We start from the raw sequence: 20829 nt of genomic DNA on the forward strand, positions 1-20829 counted from the left end.
GACAGGCGAAGGCCAACCTAAGCGATACGGGAGATCACGAATGGCTGCACTTGAACAGGGAACATGGGTTATCATCGCCGATGGGGAAAAAGCGCTGGTGATGGAGAATATCACGGACGCACAGGACCCCAACTTGGTCGTCGTGTCGGTCGAAGAACAGGACGCAGCACCGACCAAGCCAAGTGACAGGGCAGGGCGGCGACCCGATACGGGACCGAACCAGAAATCTGCGGTTGAAGAGGAGACATGGAAGTCCCACGCAAAATCTCTGTTCGTTCAGGATGTGGCGAACCTTCTGAATCGCAAGGGGCTGAAAGGGGCCTATAAACGATTGGTATTGGTTGCCAGTCCACATGTTCTGGGCCTGTTGCGCCGTCGGCTGCACAGTGAAGTGCTGGCAAAGGTGGTGGCCGAGGTTGACAAAACACTCACAAACCACCCGTTGCACAAGGTCGAACGGATATTGAAGACCCGATTGGCAAAACCTGCCTAAACGAATGCCGACAATCGGGCGGTTTGCGTCGCCCGATTGCCAGTTTATTTAGTTCAGTAATTTGCGAAGCGCGGACATGGTCGCATCCGGTGTGTCGACCCAGGTGATGAATTCTGCCAGAGAACCATCTGCAAACCCCTGACCGATCAGTTGATCCAGCAGCGTGTGCAGCGTATCCCAGTACCCGTCGACATTCATCACCAGAATGGGTTTGTCATGAAGCCCCAGTTGCCGCCATGTCAGTGCTTCGAAAAGTTCGTCCAATGATCCGGGGCCGCCGGGCAGGACAACTACGGCATCCGCGTTCATGATCATCACTTTTTTACGCTCGTGCATCGTCTCGGTCACGATGAACCGGGTAAGGTCGGTCTTGCCGACCTCGCGCTGAAGCAAGTGCACCGGGATCACCCCAAATGTATCGCCGCCGGACGATTGTGCCGCCCGCGCGACCTCGCCCATAAGACCCACATCTCCGGCCCCGTAGACCAGCCGCCAGCCTTCGTTGGCCAACAAGGTTCCAAAGCTGTGGGCAGCGGCGGAGTAGGCAGGATTCACACCATTGCGTGACCCGCAATACACACAGACGGATTTCTGGGACATAGGTAGGGCTCTCTGCTCTTGTGTTAGGGGTTTTGACCCCTGATAGCGGGATTGATAGGTTGGCTCAACCGCTCCATGAAATGCGCGCCAAACTGGGCATTTCCCGGGCGGAGTGAAAGGAAAAGAATGAACGCCAAATCGGGAAGCGGAGGTTCTGGTACCTTCATATGGGGGCTGGTTGCCGGGATCGTTGTGGTGCTCGTTGCGGGCGGGTTGTACCTGTCCGGTCTGTTCGGCGAGCCGGAACAGCAGGCTGAGCAGGAAGCAACCGAAACATCCGAGCCGATTGCGGAGGTCGCTGAGCCGGAAACCCAGCCAGCGGAGGCGCAGCCCGAAAGCCAGGCGGCGGAAGCCGGCGAATCTGTTGCTGAAGACACACCGCCCGAGATTTCCGATCAAACTCCGGATAGCGAAGAAGCGGATGTTCCGGTTGTGGCCGCGCCGGTTCTGGATCAGATATTCGTTGAGTCCGATGGAAACGCGGTACTATCCGGCAATGCCGAGCCGGGGTCCGAGGTCAGTGTTTTGCTGGACGGTGAGACTGTTCACAGCTTCACCGTCGATGACAGCGGCCAGTTCGCCGAGTTTGTATCGATCCCGTTTGCAGACGACGCTCGCGGGCTTGTTCTTGAGACCCGGAAAGGCGAAGACACCAGCCGTTCAGATGATTATCTGATCGCGGCGCTGCCTGAACCGGTCCTGCCGACCGTGTCAGAGCCCGCTGCCGATGAGCCGGTCGAAGAGGTTGCCGAGGCACAGACGACGGATACGGAAACAACCGATCAGCAAGCAGCCAACCAAGCTGAAACCGAAGAGAATGAACCAGAAGTTGCAGGTGCCGCAACGCCACCTGTGAATGAGACCGCGCCCGCGACTGAAACTCAGCCGGAATCAGGCGACGCGCCTGACCAGCAGGTTGCGATCCTGCGCTCGGGCGAAGAAGGGGTTGAACTTTTGCAAGCACCCACTGTTCAGGATACGCCGCCAGAGCAGATTGCCCTGGACACGATTGGCTATTCGGACGCGGGTGATGTGGAATTGACCGGGCGGGCACAGGATGGATCGGCCGTACGCTTGTATCTGGACAACCAGCTTGTGGCCGACATTGCACCAGCGACTGACGGGCAATGGCGCGGCGAGGTCGAGGGCATTGACCCCGGAGTTTACACTCTGAGGGTGGATGAGGTTGCCCCAGATGGCACTGTGGTCAGCAGGCTTGAGACGCCGTTCAAACGCGAACCCGTCGAGGTCCTGCGCGCGACCGAAACCACCAATCCGGGTGAGGCCTCAACCGACGCTCCGGCGATCCGCTCGGTCACGGTTCAAAAGGGTGATACGCTTTGGGCGATCTCGCGCGACCGGTTTGGTGACGGTGTGCTGTATGTCAAACTTTTCGAGGCTAACAAAGATTCGATCCGTGATCCTGACCTGATCTATCCAGGGCAGATTTTCACCATTCCTGAATAAACATGACCACTGGCCCAACCCGGGCCAGGGCTTTTCTCTGACCGCAGTTAAGGTACGTGATGAGACAACCATCCGCGATCAAAACCGACACGGACGAGCATCGTTCGGGCTGGCGAACCATCCGCAAGGTTTCGCCCTATCTTTGGCCCGAGGACGAGCCATGGGTGAAACGGCGTGTCATTTTGGCGATGGCGATGCTGGTGCTGGCCAAGCTGATCGCTGTGTATACTCCCATCCTGTACAAAGGTGCCGTGGATGGTTTGGCGGGCGAAGGTGTACCGCCGCTTGCGTTGGGTGCGATTGGATTGACCGTTGCCTATGGTGTGGCCCGCATGATGACTGTTGGCTTCCAGCAATTGCGGGATGCGTTCTTTGCACCGGTTGGGCAACGCGCGCTGCGAGCGCTGGCGCTTGAGACGTTCCAGCACATTCACCAGCTCTCGATGCGCTATCACGTGACCCGGCGCACGGGTGGTCTCAGCCGGATAATCGAGCGGGGCGTGAAAGGCGTAGAGTTTCTGTTGCGGTTTCTGCTGTTTTCAATCGGGCCGCTGATCCTGGAATTGCTTCTGGTGTCGATCATCCTGCTATGGTTATTCGACGTCTGGTATCTGGTCGTCGTTGCGGTGACGATTGCGCTTTACATATGGTTCACCTTTGCGGTGACCGAGTGGCGCGTGAAGCTGCGGCGCGAGATGAACGATCAGGATACCGAGGCCAACCAGCGCGCCATCGACAGCCTGCTGAACTTCGAAACAGTCAAGTATTTCAATGCCGAAACCCGCGAAGCCGAACGGTATGATGTTTCGATGAAAGGTTACGCGAAGGCTGCGCTGAAGACGGCCTATTCGCTGGCATTCCTGAATTTTGGTCAGTCGTTCCTGATCACATGTGGCCTGATTGGCGTGATGGTTCTGGCTGCAATGGGCGTGCAGAAGGGGGCGCTGACCGTCGGCGATTTCGTGATGGTTAATGCTTACATGATCCAGATAACCGTTCCGCTGAATTTTCTTGGCACGGTGTACCGCGAAATTCGTCAATCACTGGTGGATATGGGGCAGATGTTTGATCTGTTGGAACAGCCAGCAGAAGTGATGGACAAACCCTGCGCCCCGAACCTGAAGGTAAATGGTGGGGAGGTCACGCTTGAAGATGTCCGCTTTGGATACGAGCCTGATCGCGAAATCCTCAAGGGCGTTTCCTTGGCCGTACCAGCCGGTCAGACCGTTGCGATTGTCGGCGCCACCGGGTCTGGGAAATCCACAATCGGGCGGCTGCTGTTTCGGTTCTACGATGTCACCGGCGGGTCGCTGAAGATCGACGGGCAGGATGTGCGCGATGTTAGCCAGTCAAGCCTGCATGCCTCAATCGGCGTCGTTCCGCAGGATACGGTCCTGTTCAATGACACGATCCGATACAATATCGCTTATGGGCGTGAAGGCGCGACCCAGCAGGATGTAGAGGCCGCCGCCAAATCCGCGCAGATTCATGATTTCATCGTCAGCCTGCCAGAAGGGTACGATACCAAGGTCGGCGAACGCGGCCTGAAACTATCAGGCGGTGAAAAGCAACGCGTCGGCATCGCCCGAACCTTGCTAAAAAACCCGCCGATCCTGTTGTTGGACGAGGCGACGTCAGCCTTGGATACGGATACCGAGCAGGACATCAAAGATGCTTTGGCCCGGGCGGGTGAGGGGCGGACGGTGATCACCATCGCACACCGCCTTAGCACCATTGCCGAAGCCGATCGGATCGTCGTTCTGGAACGTGGTGAGATCATCGAGCAGGGCACGCATGATGAGCTGCTCAGCCGCGAAGGGCGATATGCCCAGCTATGGAGCCGTCAACAGGCCGACAGCGAAGCGGCCTAGGCCCAACAGCCTTGACTGCCAATGATTGTGCGGATCGGTTCGAAAAGAAAATCGGCTGCTGTGGTACGGTTTCCGTTTGACGCGGACCCGCCGCCGCGACACTTTGCAGACCGAAACACAGACAAGGAAAAACTTCATGAAAATGCGAGCAGCAGCAGCCTTGACTGCAACACTGTTGATGGCCACTTCGGCGGCAGCCGAGGATCTGGAATTCTTGATTATCAACGAAACCAGCTATGACCTGGTTGAGTTCAACGTGTCTCCGGCCTCGTCCGGCAGCTGGGAAGGCAACCTGCTTGAGGGTGGTTATTTGGGCGCGGATTTCGAAGTAGACGTCCTTATTGCGGACGGGCTGACCACCTGTGTCTATGACATCCGTGGTATTTTCAGCGACGGGGAATCAATTGAAGACTATGGTCTGAACCTGTGTGATCTGGGCGAATACGCGTTCGTCGAGTAACGCGTCTGCCAGAATTGAAAAGGCGAGCCCGAAGGCTCGCCTTTTTTTATTCCGCCGCTTTCAACGGTGTTGTTGGAGGATGATCAGGGCGGTCGTCCTGAGCGCTCTGATCAGGGGCAGCTTTGTCCTGTTCATCGGTCCAGATCATTTCGGCTGCTTGCACATCTCTCGCGCTTTGGCCGATTGCCATGTCCTGCGCGATTTGGCTGGATCGACCCGCCGTGGCGCGTGCCAGCGCCTTACCCAGCCATACCGCGTAGGTTGTGACCCACACTCGCAGCGCCAGGAATGAAGGGGTGACGATCAGCGTCAACACCGTGGCCGTACCCAGTCCAAAGACCACCGCCGTGGCCAGCTGTTTCCACCACAATGCCGTGGGGCTGTCGATCGAATACCCTCCGCCGATGAAATCCAGCGACAGGCCGAACATCATCGGGGTCAGACCCGCCATTGTTGTCAGCGTAGTCAGCAGAACCGGGCGGATACGCGCCTCAGCCGTGCGGACGATGGCATCAATGCGAGACATGTAGCCGCTATATTCCTGATAGGTGTCGATCAGAACAATGTTGTTGTTCACCACGATACCGGCCAACGCCACGATCCCGGTCCCGGTCATGATGATCGAGAACGGTTGTTGCATTACCATCATGCCCAGCAACACGCCGGTCGTAGACAGAACCACGGCCAGCAGCACCAGCACCGAGTTGTAGAACGAGTTGAACTGCGCCAGCAGGATCACGAACATCAGACCCAGTGCTGCCAGGAATGCGCTGGACAGGAACGCCTGGCTTTCAGCCTGATCCTCCTGATCGCCGGTCCATTCCCAAGTGATGGTGCGACCAAAAGGATCGGTTTCCAGCCACTCGGTCAGCACGGCAATCCGTTCGTTCGGATTGATCAGGGCAAACCGAGCGTCACCGCTTTCGATGGCGGACCGCACTTCACCCACGTTCTCGGCACCCGTTAGTTGAACGAGTTCGAACTCTGCCCCGTCCGCGCTGGTAATCGTGCTGCCAGTTGGTGTGGCACCTTCACCAATCGCGCGCACGGTTGCCAAACGCAGCTCTGCACCGTCAGGACCGGTGGTCACGATCTTGCTCAGCCCAGGCTCGACATCCGCTTTAACGTCATAGTAGCGCTGTTGATCCGCGCGATTGATCTCGGCGAGCTTGGCCACGGGTTTGCGGGTGACGAAGTTCGACAGGGGGACCAACCCGTCCGGTGTGCGAACTTTCAGCGTATCCAGCGTTGACAGGACGCGATCCTGATCAGGTAGGCGGACGCGGATTTCTACCTCTTCATCGGTTGAATCCGGTCGCATTTCACCCAGCAAGATGCCACGCGTCACAAGCTGTACCATCGCGCCAACGGTTGCGACGTCCGCGCCGAATCGACCCGCCTTGGCCACGTCCACGTCGATCTGCCAGTCGATGCCGGGCAGAGGCAGGGTGTCCTCGATCTTGATCAAGCCGGGTGTGGTGTCAAAGGCTTCTCGTGCTGTGACGGTCGCGGCCGTCAGATCCTCCCAGCTATCGCCTTTGATGCGCAGATGAACGGGCTTGGCGGAAGCGGGACCTTGTTCCAGCGCCTGAATATCAACGATAAAGCCAGGAAGGGTTGCCAGCTCTGCGGTTAGTTCGTCCAGAACAAAATTGCCGTCATATTCCGCCGCGACCTCTTCCTTTGCAAAGCCAAGTAGACCTGCAATCGGTCCCCAGAACCAACCGGTAATCTGTTCAGAGCTGATTGGGCGATCTTCCCAAGGAATGAGCTCGAACTGTACGCGACCAATTGTGTCGGCGGGGGCTTCTGCACCGCCATTGTTCTGATTGAGCCCGCCTTCGCCCGCAAAGGCAAATACGTTGATCACCGCCGGGTGTTCGCTGATTACGCGCTCGGCCTCAAGAACCATTTCGTCCTTTTCAGCCAGAGACAGGTTGCCGCGCGCCCGGACATAGGCCGTGGCCTGTTCCGGTTCGCTTTCCACGAAGAATTCAACGCCGCGAGAGTTTTGCGGGAATATGATGAATGCGACCCAAAACACCGCCGCAAAGACGACTGCGATGGACACCACCGGCATGACCGGATTGCCGGCCAGGAACTTGATCACATAACCGAAGGGCGTGTGCTCTTTAGCGGTATGAACATGTTCATCCGGGGCGCGTTCGATCTTGGCAGCACTCAGCGTGACCGACCCAGCGAAGGCGCCGAACAGAAACAGTAGCACGCCAGAAAGTGAACCGCCGGGCAGCAGATAGTTGGGGTTCAAGACCTGCATTGCGCCGAGGAAGATCATATACAGTGAAGGCGGTACCAGAAGCACTCGCAGCCACCAAGGCGTGCGGGCCCGCAGCCAGTTCGAGCTGCGCTCGAAACTGCGGCTCATACGGCCCGAGACACCGCCCACGACCGGCAGGTAGATCAGTGCCACAATCAGCGAGGCCGACAGAACGAAGATCAGCGTGATGGGCAGCATCTTCATGAACTCGCCGGGAATACCGGGCCAGAACAACATCGGAAGAAATGCACACAGTGTAGTGGCCGTCGACGAAACAATCGGCCAGAACATCCGTTGCGCCGCCTCGACATAGGCGTGCATCGGACCAACGCCTTCTTTAATGCGCTTGTCGGCATATTCCACAACAACGATGGCGCCATCGACCAGCATGCCCACGGCAAGGATCAGGCCAAACATCACCATATTCGAGATGGTGACCCCGATCATCGCGAGGAAGGCGAAGCACAACAGAAACGAGGTAGGAATGGCAAAACCCACCAACAACGCGGCGCGTGTTCCCAACGAAGCCAATACCACGATCATCACCAGCGCGACGGCGGTCAGAACCGATCCTTCAAGCTGGCGCACCATTGAATCGACGATGCGGCTTTGGTCGTTTGAGGTGCCCACATCAACAGCGGCCTGCAGTTCGGCTGGCCACTTGATTTGTTCTTCGGCGACGGTGGCTTTGATCAGCGCAACGGTGTCGATCAGATTGAAGCCCTTGCGCTTGACGACCTGCAGCGCGACGGTGGGTTCGCCGTTGAACCGGGCTGTGCCCGCGCGGTCTTCAAACGTATAGTTGATTTCGGCCAGTTCGCCTAAGGTGACCACGCGGTCTCCGTTGACCTTTACGGGCAGGCCATAGACGTCCTGAGCAGTCTTAAATGACGACGGGATCTTGACCGAGAACGTGCCCTGTTCGGTCTCGACCTCACCTGCAGCGATCAGTTGGTTGTTGTTTTGCACAACGTTGATCAGTTCGGCGGCCGTGACGTTGTAGGCCTCAAGCCGCAGCGGGTCGATCACGACCTCAAGCATTTCATCGCGGTTTCCGGCAATGCCAGCTTCCAGCACTGCGTCCAACGCCTCAAGTTCGTCCTGCAGATCTTTGGCAACGCGCGCCATTGTACGCTCTGGTACCGGGCCGGTCAGGTTAACAATGACGATGGGAAACTCGGAGAAGTTGACCTCGGTAATCGTGTATTGCTCAGCCCCATCAGGGAAATCAGCTTGCGCGGTGTTCATGGCATCGCGAACATCCGCGATGGTGGCGGATTTGTCCCAACCGAACTCGAACTCCAGCAGAATGCCTGCGTAGCCCTCGGCGGCGGTGGCGGTCATTGTGTCCAACCCGTCGAGATCGGCCATCTCGGTTTCCATCGGCCTGATCAGCAGGCTTTCGCTGTCCTCGGCTGAAATCCCGGGAAACTGCACCGACACAAAGAGCATCGGGATATCGATGTCGGGTTCACCCTCTTTTGGGAGCCCGACATAAGCATACCCACCGATAACCAGCGAAATCGCGATGAAAGCCAGCACCATTCTGGCACGGCTTGCGGCCCAACTGACGATACCCGTCATTGCGATGCTTCCCTGTATGTCGGCGCGACCGTCACACCACGTGTGACGAATTCCTGCCCGATCACGATGATATCAGCAGTTTCCGGCAGGCCACCAACCCATACACCATCAGCGGTGTCACGCAGAAGGCGGATCGGAACAAAATCAACGACATTGTCGGCTACCACGGTGCGAACACCAAGCTCACCTTCATTGTTCAAGGTCAGTGCGGATTGGGGCAGCAGATGAGCCTTGACCCCTTCGGCCGCGATCTGAATGTTGGCGGTTTGGCCGTCACGGATCAGCAGTTCCGGGTTTGGCACTGTGATCTCGACCTCGAATGTCCGCGTGGTCTCATCAGCCGAACGGCTGAGGAAGGTCACGCGCCCCTCGACCTGCAGCCCCGTAACCAACTGCGCAGTTGCCATCGATCCGACAATGATCCGATTCACTTCTGATTCAGGCACAAAACCCACCAGCTTGATCGGATCGAGCTGGATGACGGTTGCGCAGAGCGAGCCGGGCTGCATCAGGCTGCCCAATTCCGCAGTATCACTTTCAAGCAGACCCTTGAACGGTGCGCTGATGGTCAGGCGATCAATCTCGCGCTGAGCGGCTGCTACTGCTGCGGTGGCGGCTTCAATCCCGGCTTGCGTAGCTTCCAAACCGGCCTCGGCGGATTTGATTCCGGCCTCGGCTGTGCTCATTTCAGCTTCGCTTGAGATACGGCGCGTTTCTGATCCAAACCCGGTTTCAGACAGCTTGCGGGCTGCTTTCAGATTGATTTCGGCTTCAGCCAAACGGGCGTGAGCTTCTTCCAGGCGCGCTTCGGCCTCGGGAACGCGGCTTTCGGCCTCAAGCTTGGCTGCCATGGCTTCGGCCAGGCTCGCGGGCCGGGTTCCGGGGTCAAGCTCGCACAGCAGATCTCCTGCTTCGACAAAAGCTCCTTTGCGCTTGGGCTCGGACAGGACTGTCGAAATGGTTTCGGCAAGGACCTCGACCTGGCGGTTTGCCTTGGTCTGACCCCGTAATTGAACGGCGCTGCCGATCTCGCGCGCAGTTGAGCGCAGCACAACAACGCCGATCGAGTCCGGTGATTGCACCGATTCCGAGGCCTCGGTCGCGGTCTCGGATGGCTCGTCTCCGCGACCTGCAAACGCAAACAGCGCGTCGCGCTCGAAAACAAGAAAATACAACGCAACAATAACCAAAATGGCGTTAACGAATGAAATCAATCGCATGCGGTAGAATCTCCAGATCTGTTCGCGCGGTCGGCTTTAGCCGCTATCCCTTAAAATGGGGCTGTGGCCATGTCTTTTCCATACTGAACTGAATAGTTCGGTTTAGTTTTTTACGCAAGGGTCACCCACATGGTGGCAAATGTATGAATTCGGGCACTTGGCTTGGCCTGATCGCCGGGGTATGACATGGCGCTAGAAAACCGGACACTTAAGCCTGGGGGCAGGGATGAGCGACGCCGACAGTTTTATTGAAGAGGTCACCGAAGAGGTGCGCCGCGATCGCATGTACCTTCTTTTGCGCCGCTGGGGCTGGGTCGGTGTGCTGGCTGTCGTGGCCATTGTCGGGGGCGCTGCGTTCAACGAATACCGAAAAGCACGTGATACCAACCAGGCCGAGGCTCTAGGTGATGCGATTCTGTCGGCGCTGGCTGAAAACGGATCGGCCGAACGGGCACAAAGCCTACAGGCGATCGATGCTGCATCTGTCGGCGGTGACGCGGTTTTGAACATGTTGCTGTCCGCCTCTCAGGCCGAGGCCGGATCGGCGCAAGATGCGGTGAACAGTCTGAACGCGATCGCCACGCAGGGGGATTTGCCCGAAATCTATCGCGCGATTGCAAGTTTCAAGGCATTGCTACTGCAAACTGACACGATGCCAGTGGCGGATCGTCGTCAACAGTTCGAAGCGCTGGCCATACCTGGTGCTCCGTTGCGTCTGCTCGCCGAAGAACAATTGGCCCTGATCGATGTGGCCGAGGGCAATACGCAAGCCGCTTTGGACCGTTTGCAGGCGTTGCGCCAGGACGCCGAGGCCAGCGTCGATCTGCAACAGCGCGCGGCTCAACTGATCGTCGCGCTTGGGGGCGAACCCGAGCCCGTGGCGAACCAGCAGGGTTAACCGGCAGCGAAACGGAACATCACAGGCGAGTTTGTAGATTATGCTATCACGTTATTTCTCAGGCTTCGGATTGCCCGTTGCGGCAGCCGCGCTCACCGTTCTCAGCGCCTGTCAGGAACCCGAAGTCATTCTGCCGGGTGAGCGTGAGGACATTCGTGCCTCCATCGACAACGAAACCGTTGAAACCCGTGGCGCCAAACCGATCAGTATTCCGGCTCAAAGCCGCAACGCCAACTGGTCGCAAAGCGCGGGTACACCCGCCTTCCGCACTACCAACGCAGCGCTGAGTGCCACACCGCAACGTATTTGGTCTGCTAACATTGGGTCCGGCGATAGCCGAAAACAGCGGATCACCGCAGACCCTGTTGTTGCTGGTGGCCTGATATATACGCTCGATTCCGGGGCAAATGTCTCGGCTGTTACGCCCCAAGGGCAGGTCGCCTGGAGTACAAACCTTATCCCGCCGAATGAAAAGGACGGGGATGCCACAGGCGGAGGGCTCGCCTATGCCGACGGTGTGCTTTATGTCTCGTCGGGTTTCGGTAGGTTGACCGCGCTCGATGCGAAATCCGGGGCGCAAAGGTGGCAGAAACGTCTGAATGCAACTGGCAGCGGTGCTCCTTTGGTTAGCGGCGGCATACTCTATCTGGTGGCCGGGGACGAAACCGGTTGGGCGGTGAATACCAAGGATGGGCGGATCATCTGGCAAATCGAAGGCACGCCGAGCGTCGGCAACGTTCTGGGTGCACCTGCTCCCGTGATTGCCTCGGACCTGTCAGTCTTTGCCTTTGGATCGGGTGATGTCGCGGCAACATTCCGCCGGGGCGGTATTTTACGCTGGAACGCGTCCGTTGCAGGCGGGCGTCGGGGCCGAGCGGCAGCTCAGATCGTGGATGTGACCGCCGGGCCCATGGTGTCGGGTAGTTCGGTCATAATCGGCAACCACTCGGGGCGCACGGTTTCCTTCGACGGGAATTCGGGTGAGCGGAACTGGACTGCACCGGAGGGGGCCGTTGATACAGTCTGGCCGGCGGGGAACAGTGTTTTTCTGATCAGTGATCGCAGTCAATTGGTACGGTTGGATGCCGCCGATGGCTCGACTGTCTGGGCCATCGATCTGCCGGGCTTCGTCAAGAACAAGCCGGGCCGCCGGGGTCCGATCTTTGCCCATTACGGCCCGATCATGGCCGGTGGACGCCTTGTCGTGGCTTCGAACGACGGCTATCTGCGCTTCTTCAATCCCGTCGACGGAGCGCTGGTGCATCAGGTCGAAGTGCCGGGTGGCGCGACCACGGCACCGGTTGTGGCGGGTCAGACGCTGTATGTTGTGTCGACCAAGGGCGAACTGCACGCTTTCCGTTGACGACAAGATGCGTTAAAGGGCGCATCTTGAGTCTTGAAAGTTGAGTATCATGTCGCTGACCCTCGCCATCGTGGGGCGCCCGAATGTGGGCAAATCCACTCTGTTCAATCGCCTTGTGGGCAAACGCCTGGCTTTGGTCGACGACCAGCCCGGCGTGACGCGTGACCTGCGCGAAGGTGAAGGGCGGTTGGGCGATCTGCGTTTTACCGTGATCGACACGGCGGGTCTTGAGGACGCAACCGATGACAGCTTGCAAGGTCGGATGCGCCGCCTTACCGAGCGTGCAGTGGACATGGCCGATGTCTGCCTGTTCATGATTGACGCGCGGGTGGGCTTGACGCCCACGGACGAAATGTTCGCCGAGATTCTGCGTAAGCGCTCCAAACACGTGATCCTGGCAGCGAACAAGGCCGAAGGGAACGCGGCTGATGCGGGCGTGCTTGAAGCATACAACCTTGGCCTTGGCGAGCCGGTGCGTCTGTCGGGCGAACATGGCGAGGGGATGACGGACCTCTATGCGCAGTTGATGCCACTGGCTGACGCGGCTGAAGAGGCGCGCGTAGAAGAGACACCGCAAACCGATATCGAGCTTGACGAAGACGGGGAAGGCGAAGCCCCGCTGATCACCGCTGACAAACCCCTGCAAGTCGCTGTAGTTGGCCGTCCGAATGCCGGTAAATCCACCCTGATCAACAAGATCATCGGCGAGGATCGATTGCTGACCGGCCCCGAGGCCGGGATCACGCGCGACGCGATCAGCTTGCGGATCGACTGGGCCGACCCTGACGGGGACGGCACCCCGATGCGGATTTTTGATACCGCCGGGATGCGGAAGAAGGCCAAGGTGCAGGAGAAGCTTGAGAAACTCTCGGTTTCCGACGGGCTGCGCGCAGTCAAGTTTGCCGAGGTCGTCGTCGTGTTGCTGGATGCGGCTATCCCATTCGAGCAACAGGACCTGCGCATTGCCGATCTGGCCGAACGTGAGGGTCGTGCTGTGGTCGTCGCCGTCAACAAATGGGACATCGAAGAAGACAAACAGGAAAAGCTGCGCGATCTGAAAGAATCCTTCGAACGCTTGCTGCCGCAGTTGCGTGGAGCGCCGCTGATCACAGTCTCAGCTAAAACAGGCCGCGGTTTGGAACGTTTGCGCGCCGCGATATTGCGTGCCCATGACGTGTGGAACCGCCGCGTGCCCACCGCTGCGCTGAACCGTTGGCTGACCGCCATGCTGGAACAGCACCCGCCGCCAGCCCCGCAGGGGCGCCGGATCAAGCTGCGGTATATGACGCAGGCCAAGACCCGCCCGCCCGGGTTTGTGGTCATGTGTTCGCATCCGGACAAGATGCCTGACAGCTATTCGCGTTATCTGGTCAACGGCCTGCGCGAGGATTTTGATATGCCGGGCACCCCTATCCGCCTGACGTTGCGCGGACAGGGGGATAAGAACCCCTACAAAGGGCGGCGCAAGAAAAACGCAGGCGCACTGGCCAAGCATCTCAAGGGACGGGCGTAACTGCGCTAATTTCAAGCATTTTCAGAGAGGGGGCGTGACAGCCCCGTTTCTGCGCGTTAGCATTCAAGCACGTGCATTTGTTTTGCACGTGCTGCTTGTTTGCGGGATCTCCGCACTTAATTTCGAATTTGTGATTGGTCGACCTCCGTGGGGAGCGGGCGTGATGGATCTGAGAGAATATACAAGACAATACGCGGTGCAGGACAACAAGCTTGCCGCGCTCAGTTATTTCGGAACATTCGCGGTGTATTTCGCATCGCTTACATTGGCGATCACCTATGTCGACCGCTGGTACATCATGATCCCGGCGGGGATCGTTTTTGCCTTCTCTGCCGTGCGTCTCTATGTCCTGCAGCATGATTGCGGGCACCATTCGTTGTTCGAGACGCGCGAGCAGAACGAATGGGCTGGCCATGGGTTGTCGCCCTTCACATTTGCCCCGTTCGAGGTCATGAAGCAGAACCACAATCTGCATCACGCCGGAATCGGCAACCTCGAGCATCGCGAGACTGGTGAAATCCACACCATGACGCTGCGCGAATGGAACGAGGCGGATTGGAAAAAGCGTTTGTTTTACCGACTTTATCGGAATCCCTTCATTCTGGTGCCGGTTGGCGCGCTATTCACATACTTCATCCGCTATCGCTGGCCAAAAAACACCGTGCGGTTCGGTGTGATGGGCGTGGTGCTGCACAACCTCTCGATTGTTGTGTTTTTGGGACTGCTGTATTTGATCGCCGGTGCCACCGGCATTCTGGTCTGGCTGGTGTTTTCGCTGCTGGGCGGGATGCTTGGGGTGTTCCTGGTGTATTTGCAGCACAATTTCGAAGATACCTACTGGGATCGCCGCCCCGAGCTGGATCCAAAGCTGGCTGCGTTGGAGGGGTCCTCGGCGCTGGATTTCGGCTGGTGGTTCGATAATGCGGTGGCCTGCATCACATTGCATGACATCCACCATTTCAATGCCCGCATCCCATCTTACCGGCTGCGCGCGTGCCACTATAACCTGCCGCCAGAATATACACCGCGACGGATCAAGTTTCCCGAGGCAGTGGCAGCGCTGAATCTGAAACTATGGGATGAAGACGCCAAAAGACTTGTCCCATTTCCCAGCCGAACTGCAGGCCATCGCCTGGCCGAAAGCGGGTAACCTCCTATCTAATTCTTGAATTGGCGCTCTCGCAGGAACGTATGTGCTGTGCGTTTACAATCTGGGGGAGTTAACGAAAGGAAACGAAATGACCGCAGTTACTGAGGTGCGTGGCGTAGGGCCAGCGCTGGCAAAGGCCTTTAATGCAAAGGGCTACAAAACAGCAGAAGCCATTGCCAAGGCCAAACCGGAAGATCTGTCCGGCACCCCGCGGGTCGGTTCCACTCGCGCAGCTAAGCTGATCGCGGCTGCGAAAGAAGTCGTTGGTGCCAAGCCCAAGCCCGCGCCCCGCGCTGCCACCCGTAAGCCTGCCGAGCGGAAATCGGCTGTGCAGCGCGCGACAGCCAAAAGCAATGCGGCTGCGAACAAGGCCGAGGCCGAGCGTAAGGCGGCAAAGGAGCGCGCGGCGGCAGAGCAGGCCGCTGCCGAGGCCAAGGCAAAGAAAAAGGCGAAAGCCAAGGCCAAGGCTGAAAAGGCGGCCAAGAAGAAGTCTGAAATGGAGGCGGTGTTTTCCAAAGCTAAGGAAAAGGTCAAGGAAAAGTCCAAGAAGGGTAAGAAAAACAAGAAGCCCAAAAAAGACGTTAAGAAAAAGAAGGACGATAAGAAGTCTGACAAGAAGAAGTCCGACAAGAAGCCCGGAAAGAAGAAAGATAAGAAAAAGGCGAAGAAGTGATACTTCTCCGCCTTGTCTGATCGGGAACCGGCGCTTGAATGCGCCGGTTTTTTTTATGTCAGCGTGCCGTTGGTCTGAAGGGTTAGCTTGCCGCCCAGATAGGGTGCCAGAACCTCGGGCAGGGTGACCGTCCCATCCGTGTTCTGACCATTTTCCAACACAGCTATCAGGCAGCGCCCCACGGCCAGGCCCGAACCATTCAGGGTATGGACATATTCTGGCTTTCCCCCGGCCTCGGGCCGGAAGCGCGCATTCATGCGGCGCGCCTGAAAATCCCCGCATGTCGAGACCGAGCTGATCTCGCGATAAGTGTTCTGGCCCGGCAGCCACGCCTCGATGTCGTAAGTGCGTCGTGCACCAAAGCCCATGTCGCCGGTGCACAAGATCACGGTGCGATAGGGGATGCCCAGCTTTTCGAGAATGCCTTCGGCGCAGCGCAGCATACGTTTCTGTTCATCATCCGACTTGTCCGGATGGGTGACCGAGACCATCTCGACCTTTTCGAACTGGTGCTGCCGCAGCATCCCGCGTGTGTCCTTGCCCGCCGATCCAGCCTCGGACCGGAAGCACAGAGAATGGGCGGTATAGCGGCGGGGAAGATAGCTTTCCTCGATCATCGTGTCGTTGACGATGTTGGTCAGTGAAACCTCGGAAGTCGGGATCAGCCACCAGCCTTCGCGGGTTTGATAGCTGTCCTCGCCAAACTTCGGCAACTGGCCGGTGCCCTGCATCATTTCCGAGAGAACCAGAACCGGGCCGTTGACCTCGGTCAGCCCGTTCTCATTGATATGCGTGTCCAGCATGAACTGCGCCAAAGCTCGATGGATGCGAGCGACGCCGCCCGACAGCAGCACAAAGCGCGAGCCGGAGAGTTTGGCAGCCGTCTCAAAATCCATGCCATTCTGAACGGCATCGATTTCAAAATGCTCTTTCGGCGCGAAATCCAATTCGCGTGGTGTGCCCCAGCGGTTGATCTCGACATTGTCGTTCTCATCCGCGCCTTCGGGCACATCCTCGGCGGGCAGGTTCGCGATGCGGATCAGCTGGTCGGCCAGCAGAGCGTCCAGATCCTTGGCTTCGGTCTGCATCCGGGCCACTTCGGCCTTTTTCTCGGCGACCAGAGCACGCAGGCGTTCGAATTCAGCTTCATCCCCGCGCCCTTTGGCAGCGCCAACCTCTTTGGAGGCCTTTTTCTGTTCGGCCTGAGCTGTCTCAGCAGCCAGAATCTTGGCGCGGCGGCTTTCGTCCAGCCTCAGCAGGTCTGACGACACCGGCGCGTCCCCACGGCGCGCAAGGGCGGCGTCGAAGGCGGCTGGGTTTTCGCGTATGGCGCGGATGTCGTGCATGGTTCAGATCCTTAACTGCGTGAATCACTGAATCCGCTTATGCACCATCTGAATGGCAGGGTGTAGCACCGGTTACGACTTATCCGATTCCTCGTGGGATTCATGCGCCAGATGGCCATCCCACTCTTCGGTTGGGATTTTCGGCTCGGGCGGGTCGGCCATGTACGAAGGTGTCATGATCTGCACGTTATTCTCATTGAACACGGCCACGATGTTGCGGTGCAAATCCGAGCGGATTTTGGGAATGATGCTGCCTCGCGTGGTATAGCCGTTGATCTGATAGTTGATCGCGTAATCGGCCAGGGCGGTCCACAAAACAAAAGGTTCGGGCTTGGCCTTGATCCCCTTGGTGCGATGGGCGGCCTCGATCAGCATCGCTTCGATCTTTTCGGGCGGCTCTTCATACCCAATCCCAACGGTGGTGTGCAGAAGCAAACCGCTTCCATCTGTTCTTTTTGAGAAATTCACCACGTCCGAATTCATCAACTGGGCGTTCGGGATCGAGATCAGTTCGTTCTTGATGGACTTCAGATGCGTCTCCATCAGTTTGATCTGCACCACATCGCCAATATGGTCCCCGATCTGGATCCGATCCCCGATCGAAGTTGAGCGGCGATAGATCACGAAGAGCCCCGCCAGCATGTTCGACACGACCGAGTTTGCGCCCAGCGACAGCATGGCACCAACCAGAATCGTCAGCCCCTGAAACGCCGCCGAGTCTGACCCGGGGATGTAAGGGACAGCAAAGACCAGCGCGATCAGGATAACGACGACGCGGGCGATGTTGAAGGTCGGGTTCACCCAGTGGCTTTCAAAATCGCCCATGTCAAAGGTTCCCGCCTCGACGGCGTCAAAGAACACACGCATGCCCCGGATAATATACAGCGTTATCCATGCGATCAGTATCAACATGATCAGGTTTGGGATGTAGCTGAGGATGCCTTTGAAGATTAGCAGGACCGGTTCGGTCAAGTAGGTCAGCAGGAGTTGCGCGAAATAGCGCGTCTCGGCAAAGGCAAGCAGAACGAAGGAAAGGTAGTAGTAGAAGCCGAGGAAAAAGATCACCAGCAGGACAAAATTCAGAGCATACCGGATCAACGCGGCGATGGCCTCGGCCTGAACGCTTTTTGCGGTCGCGGTTTCGACATCCTTGAGGTAACGCTTGACCAGTTTCAGCGTACGGCGGCGAATGCGCCGGTGCAGCCACAGGATAACGACGACAAAAAGCGCGAATCCAGCTGTCCATGCTAAGGCTTCGATGGCACCCGAAACACGCGCCTGTTCGGTGCGGTTTGCGCGATAGCTTTCAATGGATTGTTTAATAGCGTCGCCGTGCAACAAACTGAGAACGTTCAAGTCCATCTGCTCAAGCTCGGAATCGGCATCGGTCACGATCGAAACTTGAACACCATCGGCAAAGATTCGAATGCCGAACTCTGAGTCCTCGAAGGTTATGGAGACCTGCTCGGCGTCTGAGGCCTCGGCGATTTCGATGATCTTGTTCTGTACACTCGCGGCCCGTTCCGGAGCGGGCAGCGCGCTGGAGCCGCGCAGGTGAAACAAGGTGTCGCCGTCAACGATAACCGGAGCCTGAAAAATCTCTGATTCAGTGTCTTCTATAGCAGGCTCTTCGCTAGTGGCGTTCTGTGCCCATACGGGCGTCGCCAAAAGACCTATACAGGTTGTCACGAGCATCAGGCGAACAAATGCGCCAAGGGTCTGGATTGATTGAATCATTAGGCCTCCTGCCACAGGACTATATCTGACTGGAAGGGTCTGCCTAGAACATATCTGCAACGTCCGGCAGCAAACCTTTGAACCCGATGGTCGAAATGGGGCCAGGTTTGCTTGCAAACCCATGTTTCAAAGCATAGGTTCCCGCAAACTTTGCAGAGAGCTCTCTGCATCATCAGAACAAAGGAATATCCCATGGAAGGTGGCGCAATCGCCCAGTTTCTCCCGTTGATCCTGATCTTCGCGATTATGTATTTTCTGCTGATCCGTCCGCAGCAGAAAAAGATGAAGGAACATCAGGCCATGGTCGAAGCCGTGCGCCGGGGCGATCAGGTTGTCACCCAAGGCGGGCTGATCGGCAAGGTGTCGAAGGTCAAGGAAGGCGACAACGAGATCGAAGTCGAGATCGCCGAGGGCGTTAAGGTTCGCGTGGTGAAATCGACCATCGCTCAGGTTCTGAACAAGACCGAACCTGCGAAGTAACTTCGCGCGACAATTCCTTGAAAAGGCAGGGTAATGCTGCAAATTGATTCCTGGAAGCGGGTTCTGATCTGGTCGGTCTGTGTGATCGGTCTGTTCCTTGCCCTGCCGAATGCGTTTTATACGCGCGTAGAACAATCTAACGATGCCAAGGCTGCGATTGAGCTGGGCATTGATACACCTGAAATGCAGGCCGAGGCCGCGCAATGGCCGAACTGGCTGCCGTCGTCTCTGGTCAATCTCGGGCTCGACTTGCGCGGCGGCGCGCATTTGCTTGCCGAGGTCAAGGTTGATGATGTCTACGAATCCCGGATGGAGGCGATGTGGCCCGAAATCCGCGACGCGCTGCGTGATGAACGCGCGACGGTCGGCACGATCCGTCGTCAGGATTCGGCGCCTGACGAGATTCGCGTGCGCATCAGCCAACCCGAGGGCATGTCCCGCGCATTAGAGGTTGTGCGCGGTCTGGCCCGACAGGTGCAGACGCTGACCGGGGCAGGGGCAACAGATATAGAGGCCCGCGCTGAGGGGGACACTATCGTTGTCCAACTGTCCGAGGCCGAAAAGCTTGCTTCGGATGACCGCACCGTGCGCCAGTCCCTTGAGATCATCCGCCGTCGGATCGACGAGGTTGGCACACGCGAACCAACTATCCAGCGCCAGGGCGCTGATCGTATCCTGATTCAGGTGCCAGGCATCGGTAGCGCCGGGGAGCTCAAAGAGATTATCGGCACGACGGCACAGTTGACGTTCAATCCTGTCGTTGGGCGCGGGACTGACCCGGATGCCATTCCGGGCGTTGGTGAGAAGCTTGTGCCATCGATCGATGAAGATGGTGTGTACTACACTCTGGACGCCGCACCCGTCGTGACCGGTGAAGAATTGGTCGACGCGCAGCCATCCTTCGACCAGAATGGCCGCCCTGCGGTCAGCTTCCGGTTCAACACCTCTGGCGCGCGCAAATTCGGCGATTACACGCTAGAAAACATTGGCGCACCCTTTGCTATCGTCCTGGATGACGAGGTGATCTCGGCCCCTGTAATCCAAAGCCATATCCCAGGTGGTTCGGGCATCATCACTGGCAACTTCACAGTTGAAGAAAGCACCAATTTGGCCGTTCTGCTGCGCGCAGGTGCCTTGCCTGCAGGTCTGGATTTCCTGGAAGAGCGCACCATCGGCCCTGAGCTGGGTCAGGACAGTATCGACGCAGGTAAGGTCGCGACAATCGTGGCTTTTGTCGCCGTGTTGGTATTTATGGCTCTCAGCTACGGCCTGTTCGGCATCTTCGCCAATGTTGCGCTGATCCTGAACGTGGGGCTTTTGTTTGGCCTGCTCTCACTGATCGGCGCCACGCTGACCTTGCCCGGGATCGCGGGTATCGTGCTGACCGTCGGCATGGCAGTTGACGCCAACGTGCTGATCTTCGAGCGTATCCGCGAAGAGCTGAAATCTGCCAAAGGTCCGGCGCGTGCCATCGAGCTGGGATACGAAAAAGCGCTTTCGGCCATTCTGGACGCAAACGTGACCACATTCATTACCGCAACCATCCTGTTTGCCATGGGCAGTGGTCCCGTGCGCGGCTTCTCCATTACGCTTGGTCTGGGTATTCTGACCTCGGTCTTCACCGCGATCTTTGTGACGCGTCTGATGATCGTGATGTGGTTCGAACGCCGCCGTCCGAAAACGATCGAGGTTTGAC

The 20829-nt window shown here is 57.8% G+C and carries 16 protein-coding genes; 11 read left to right on the forward strand and 5 right to left on the reverse strand.

Annotated features, from left to right (window positions below; translation table 11 throughout):
* The first annotated feature begins 40 nt into the window (after window positions 1–40).
* Window positions 41–493 carry a host attachment protein gene (locus I5192_RS04640; protein ID WP_170396355.1) on the forward strand — a complete coding sequence of 151 codons (453 nt, stop codon included), beginning with the start codon at window positions 41–43 and terminating at the stop codon, window positions 491–493.
* A gap of 48 nt (window positions 494–541) precedes the next feature.
* On the opposite strand, the gene I5192_RS04645 is transcribed toward I5192_RS04640, so the two are convergent.
* Window positions 542–1093: a TIGR00730 family Rossman fold protein gene (locus I5192_RS04645; RefSeq protein WP_170422288.1), complete on the reverse strand. Its 552-nt coding sequence runs from the start codon at window positions 1091–1093 to the stop codon at window positions 542–544.
* Window positions 1094–1219: 126 nt separating this feature from the next.
* On the opposite strand from I5192_RS04645, the gene I5192_RS04650 reads away from it, so the two are divergent.
* The 3 genes from I5192_RS04650 (at window position 1220) to I5192_RS04660 (ending at window position 4891) form a co-directional block, all read left to right on the forward strand.
* The gene (locus I5192_RS04650; protein ID WP_223117869.1) at window positions 1220–2560 is read left to right on the forward strand and encodes a LysM peptidoglycan-binding domain-containing protein; all 1341 of its coding nucleotides are present in this window, start codon (window positions 1220–1222) and stop codon (window positions 2558–2560) included.
* Window positions 2561–2619: 59 nt separating this feature from the next.
* Window positions 2620–4431 carry an ABC transporter ATP-binding protein/permease gene (locus I5192_RS04655; protein ID WP_223117870.1) on the forward strand — a complete coding sequence of 604 codons (1812 nt, stop codon included), beginning with the start codon at window positions 2620–2622 and terminating at the stop codon, window positions 4429–4431.
* A gap of 136 nt (window positions 4432–4567) precedes the next feature.
* Window positions 4568–4891, forward strand: a complete 324-nt coding sequence (locus I5192_RS04660) for a hypothetical protein (RefSeq protein WP_223117871.1) — start codon at window positions 4568–4570, stop codon at window positions 4889–4891.
* 46 nt (window positions 4892–4937) lie between these two features.
* Here the strand turns inward: I5192_RS04660 and I5192_RS04665 are convergent, their stop codons facing one another.
* Window positions 4938–8753, reverse strand: a complete 3816-nt coding sequence (locus tag I5192_RS04665; protein ID WP_223117872.1) for an efflux RND transporter permease subunit — start codon at window positions 8751–8753, stop codon at window positions 4938–4940.
* Window positions 8750–9973, reverse strand: coding sequence for an efflux RND transporter periplasmic adaptor subunit (locus I5192_RS04670; protein ID WP_170612415.1), 1224 nt, complete (start codon window positions 9971–9973; stop codon window positions 8750–8752). The genes I5192_RS04665 and I5192_RS04670 overlap by 4 nt, the downstream gene beginning before the upstream one ends.
* Window positions 9974–10199: 226 nt before the next feature.
* Between I5192_RS04670 and I5192_RS04675 the strand changes: the two genes are divergently transcribed.
* The 5 genes from I5192_RS04675 to I5192_RS04695 all read left to right on the forward strand — a co-directional run bounded on the left by I5192_RS04675 (window position 10200) and on the right by I5192_RS04695 (window position 15570).
* On the forward strand, window positions 10200–10871 hold the full coding sequence (locus tag I5192_RS04675; protein WP_170396370.1) for a hypothetical protein: 672 nt from the start codon (window positions 10200–10202) through the stop codon (window positions 10869–10871).
* A 40-nt stretch (window positions 10872–10911) separates the two neighbouring features.
* On the forward strand, window positions 10912–12234 hold the full coding sequence (locus tag I5192_RS04680; protein ID WP_170396372.1) for a PQQ-like beta-propeller repeat protein: 1323 nt from the start codon (window positions 10912–10914) through the stop codon (window positions 12232–12234).
* A gap of 49 nt (window positions 12235–12283) precedes the next feature.
* Entirely contained in the window at window positions 12284–13747 is a 1464-nt protein-coding gene (gene der, locus I5192_RS04685) for a ribosome biogenesis GTPase Der (protein WP_223117873.1), read from the forward strand.
* Between the two features lie 163 nt (window positions 13748–13910).
* Window positions 13911–14897: a fatty acid desaturase gene (locus I5192_RS04690; protein ID WP_170396376.1), complete on the forward strand. Its 987-nt coding sequence runs from the start codon at window positions 13911–13913 to the stop codon at window positions 14895–14897.
* 88 nt (window positions 14898–14985) lie between these two features.
* Window positions 14986–15570, forward strand: coding sequence for a helix-hairpin-helix domain-containing protein (locus tag I5192_RS04695; RefSeq protein ID WP_223117874.1), 585 nt, complete (start codon window positions 14986–14988; stop codon window positions 15568–15570).
* A 53-nt stretch (window positions 15571–15623) separates the two neighbouring features.
* Here the strand turns inward: I5192_RS04695 and serS are convergent, their stop codons facing one another.
* Window positions 15624–16916, reverse strand: coding sequence for a serine--tRNA ligase (serS, locus tag I5192_RS04700; RefSeq protein ID WP_223117875.1), 1293 nt, complete (start codon window positions 16914–16916; stop codon window positions 15624–15626).
* Window positions 16917–16988: 72 nt separating this feature from the next.
* Window positions 16989–18653, reverse strand: a complete 1665-nt coding sequence (locus I5192_RS04705; RefSeq protein ID WP_223117876.1) for a mechanosensitive ion channel family protein — start codon at window positions 18651–18653, stop codon at window positions 16989–16991.
* A 192-nt stretch (window positions 18654–18845) separates the two neighbouring features.
* On the opposite strand from I5192_RS04705, the gene yajC reads away from it, so the two are divergent.
* Window positions 18846–19133 carry a preprotein translocase subunit YajC gene (gene yajC / locus I5192_RS04710; RefSeq protein WP_155151194.1) on the forward strand — a complete coding sequence of 96 codons (288 nt, stop codon included), beginning with the start codon at window positions 18846–18848 and terminating at the stop codon, window positions 19131–19133.
* Between the two features lie 33 nt (window positions 19134–19166).
* A complete protein-coding gene (secD, locus tag I5192_RS04715; RefSeq protein ID WP_170597971.1) occupies window positions 19167–20828 on the forward strand; it encodes a protein translocase subunit SecD in 1662 nt (553 codons plus the stop codon).
* Window position 20829 lies beyond the last annotated feature (1 nt).

The organism is Ruegeria sp. SCSIO 43209 (assembly GCF_019904295.1).
Taxonomy (GTDB): Bacteria; Pseudomonadota; Alphaproteobacteria; order Rhodobacterales; family Rhodobacteraceae; genus Ruegeria.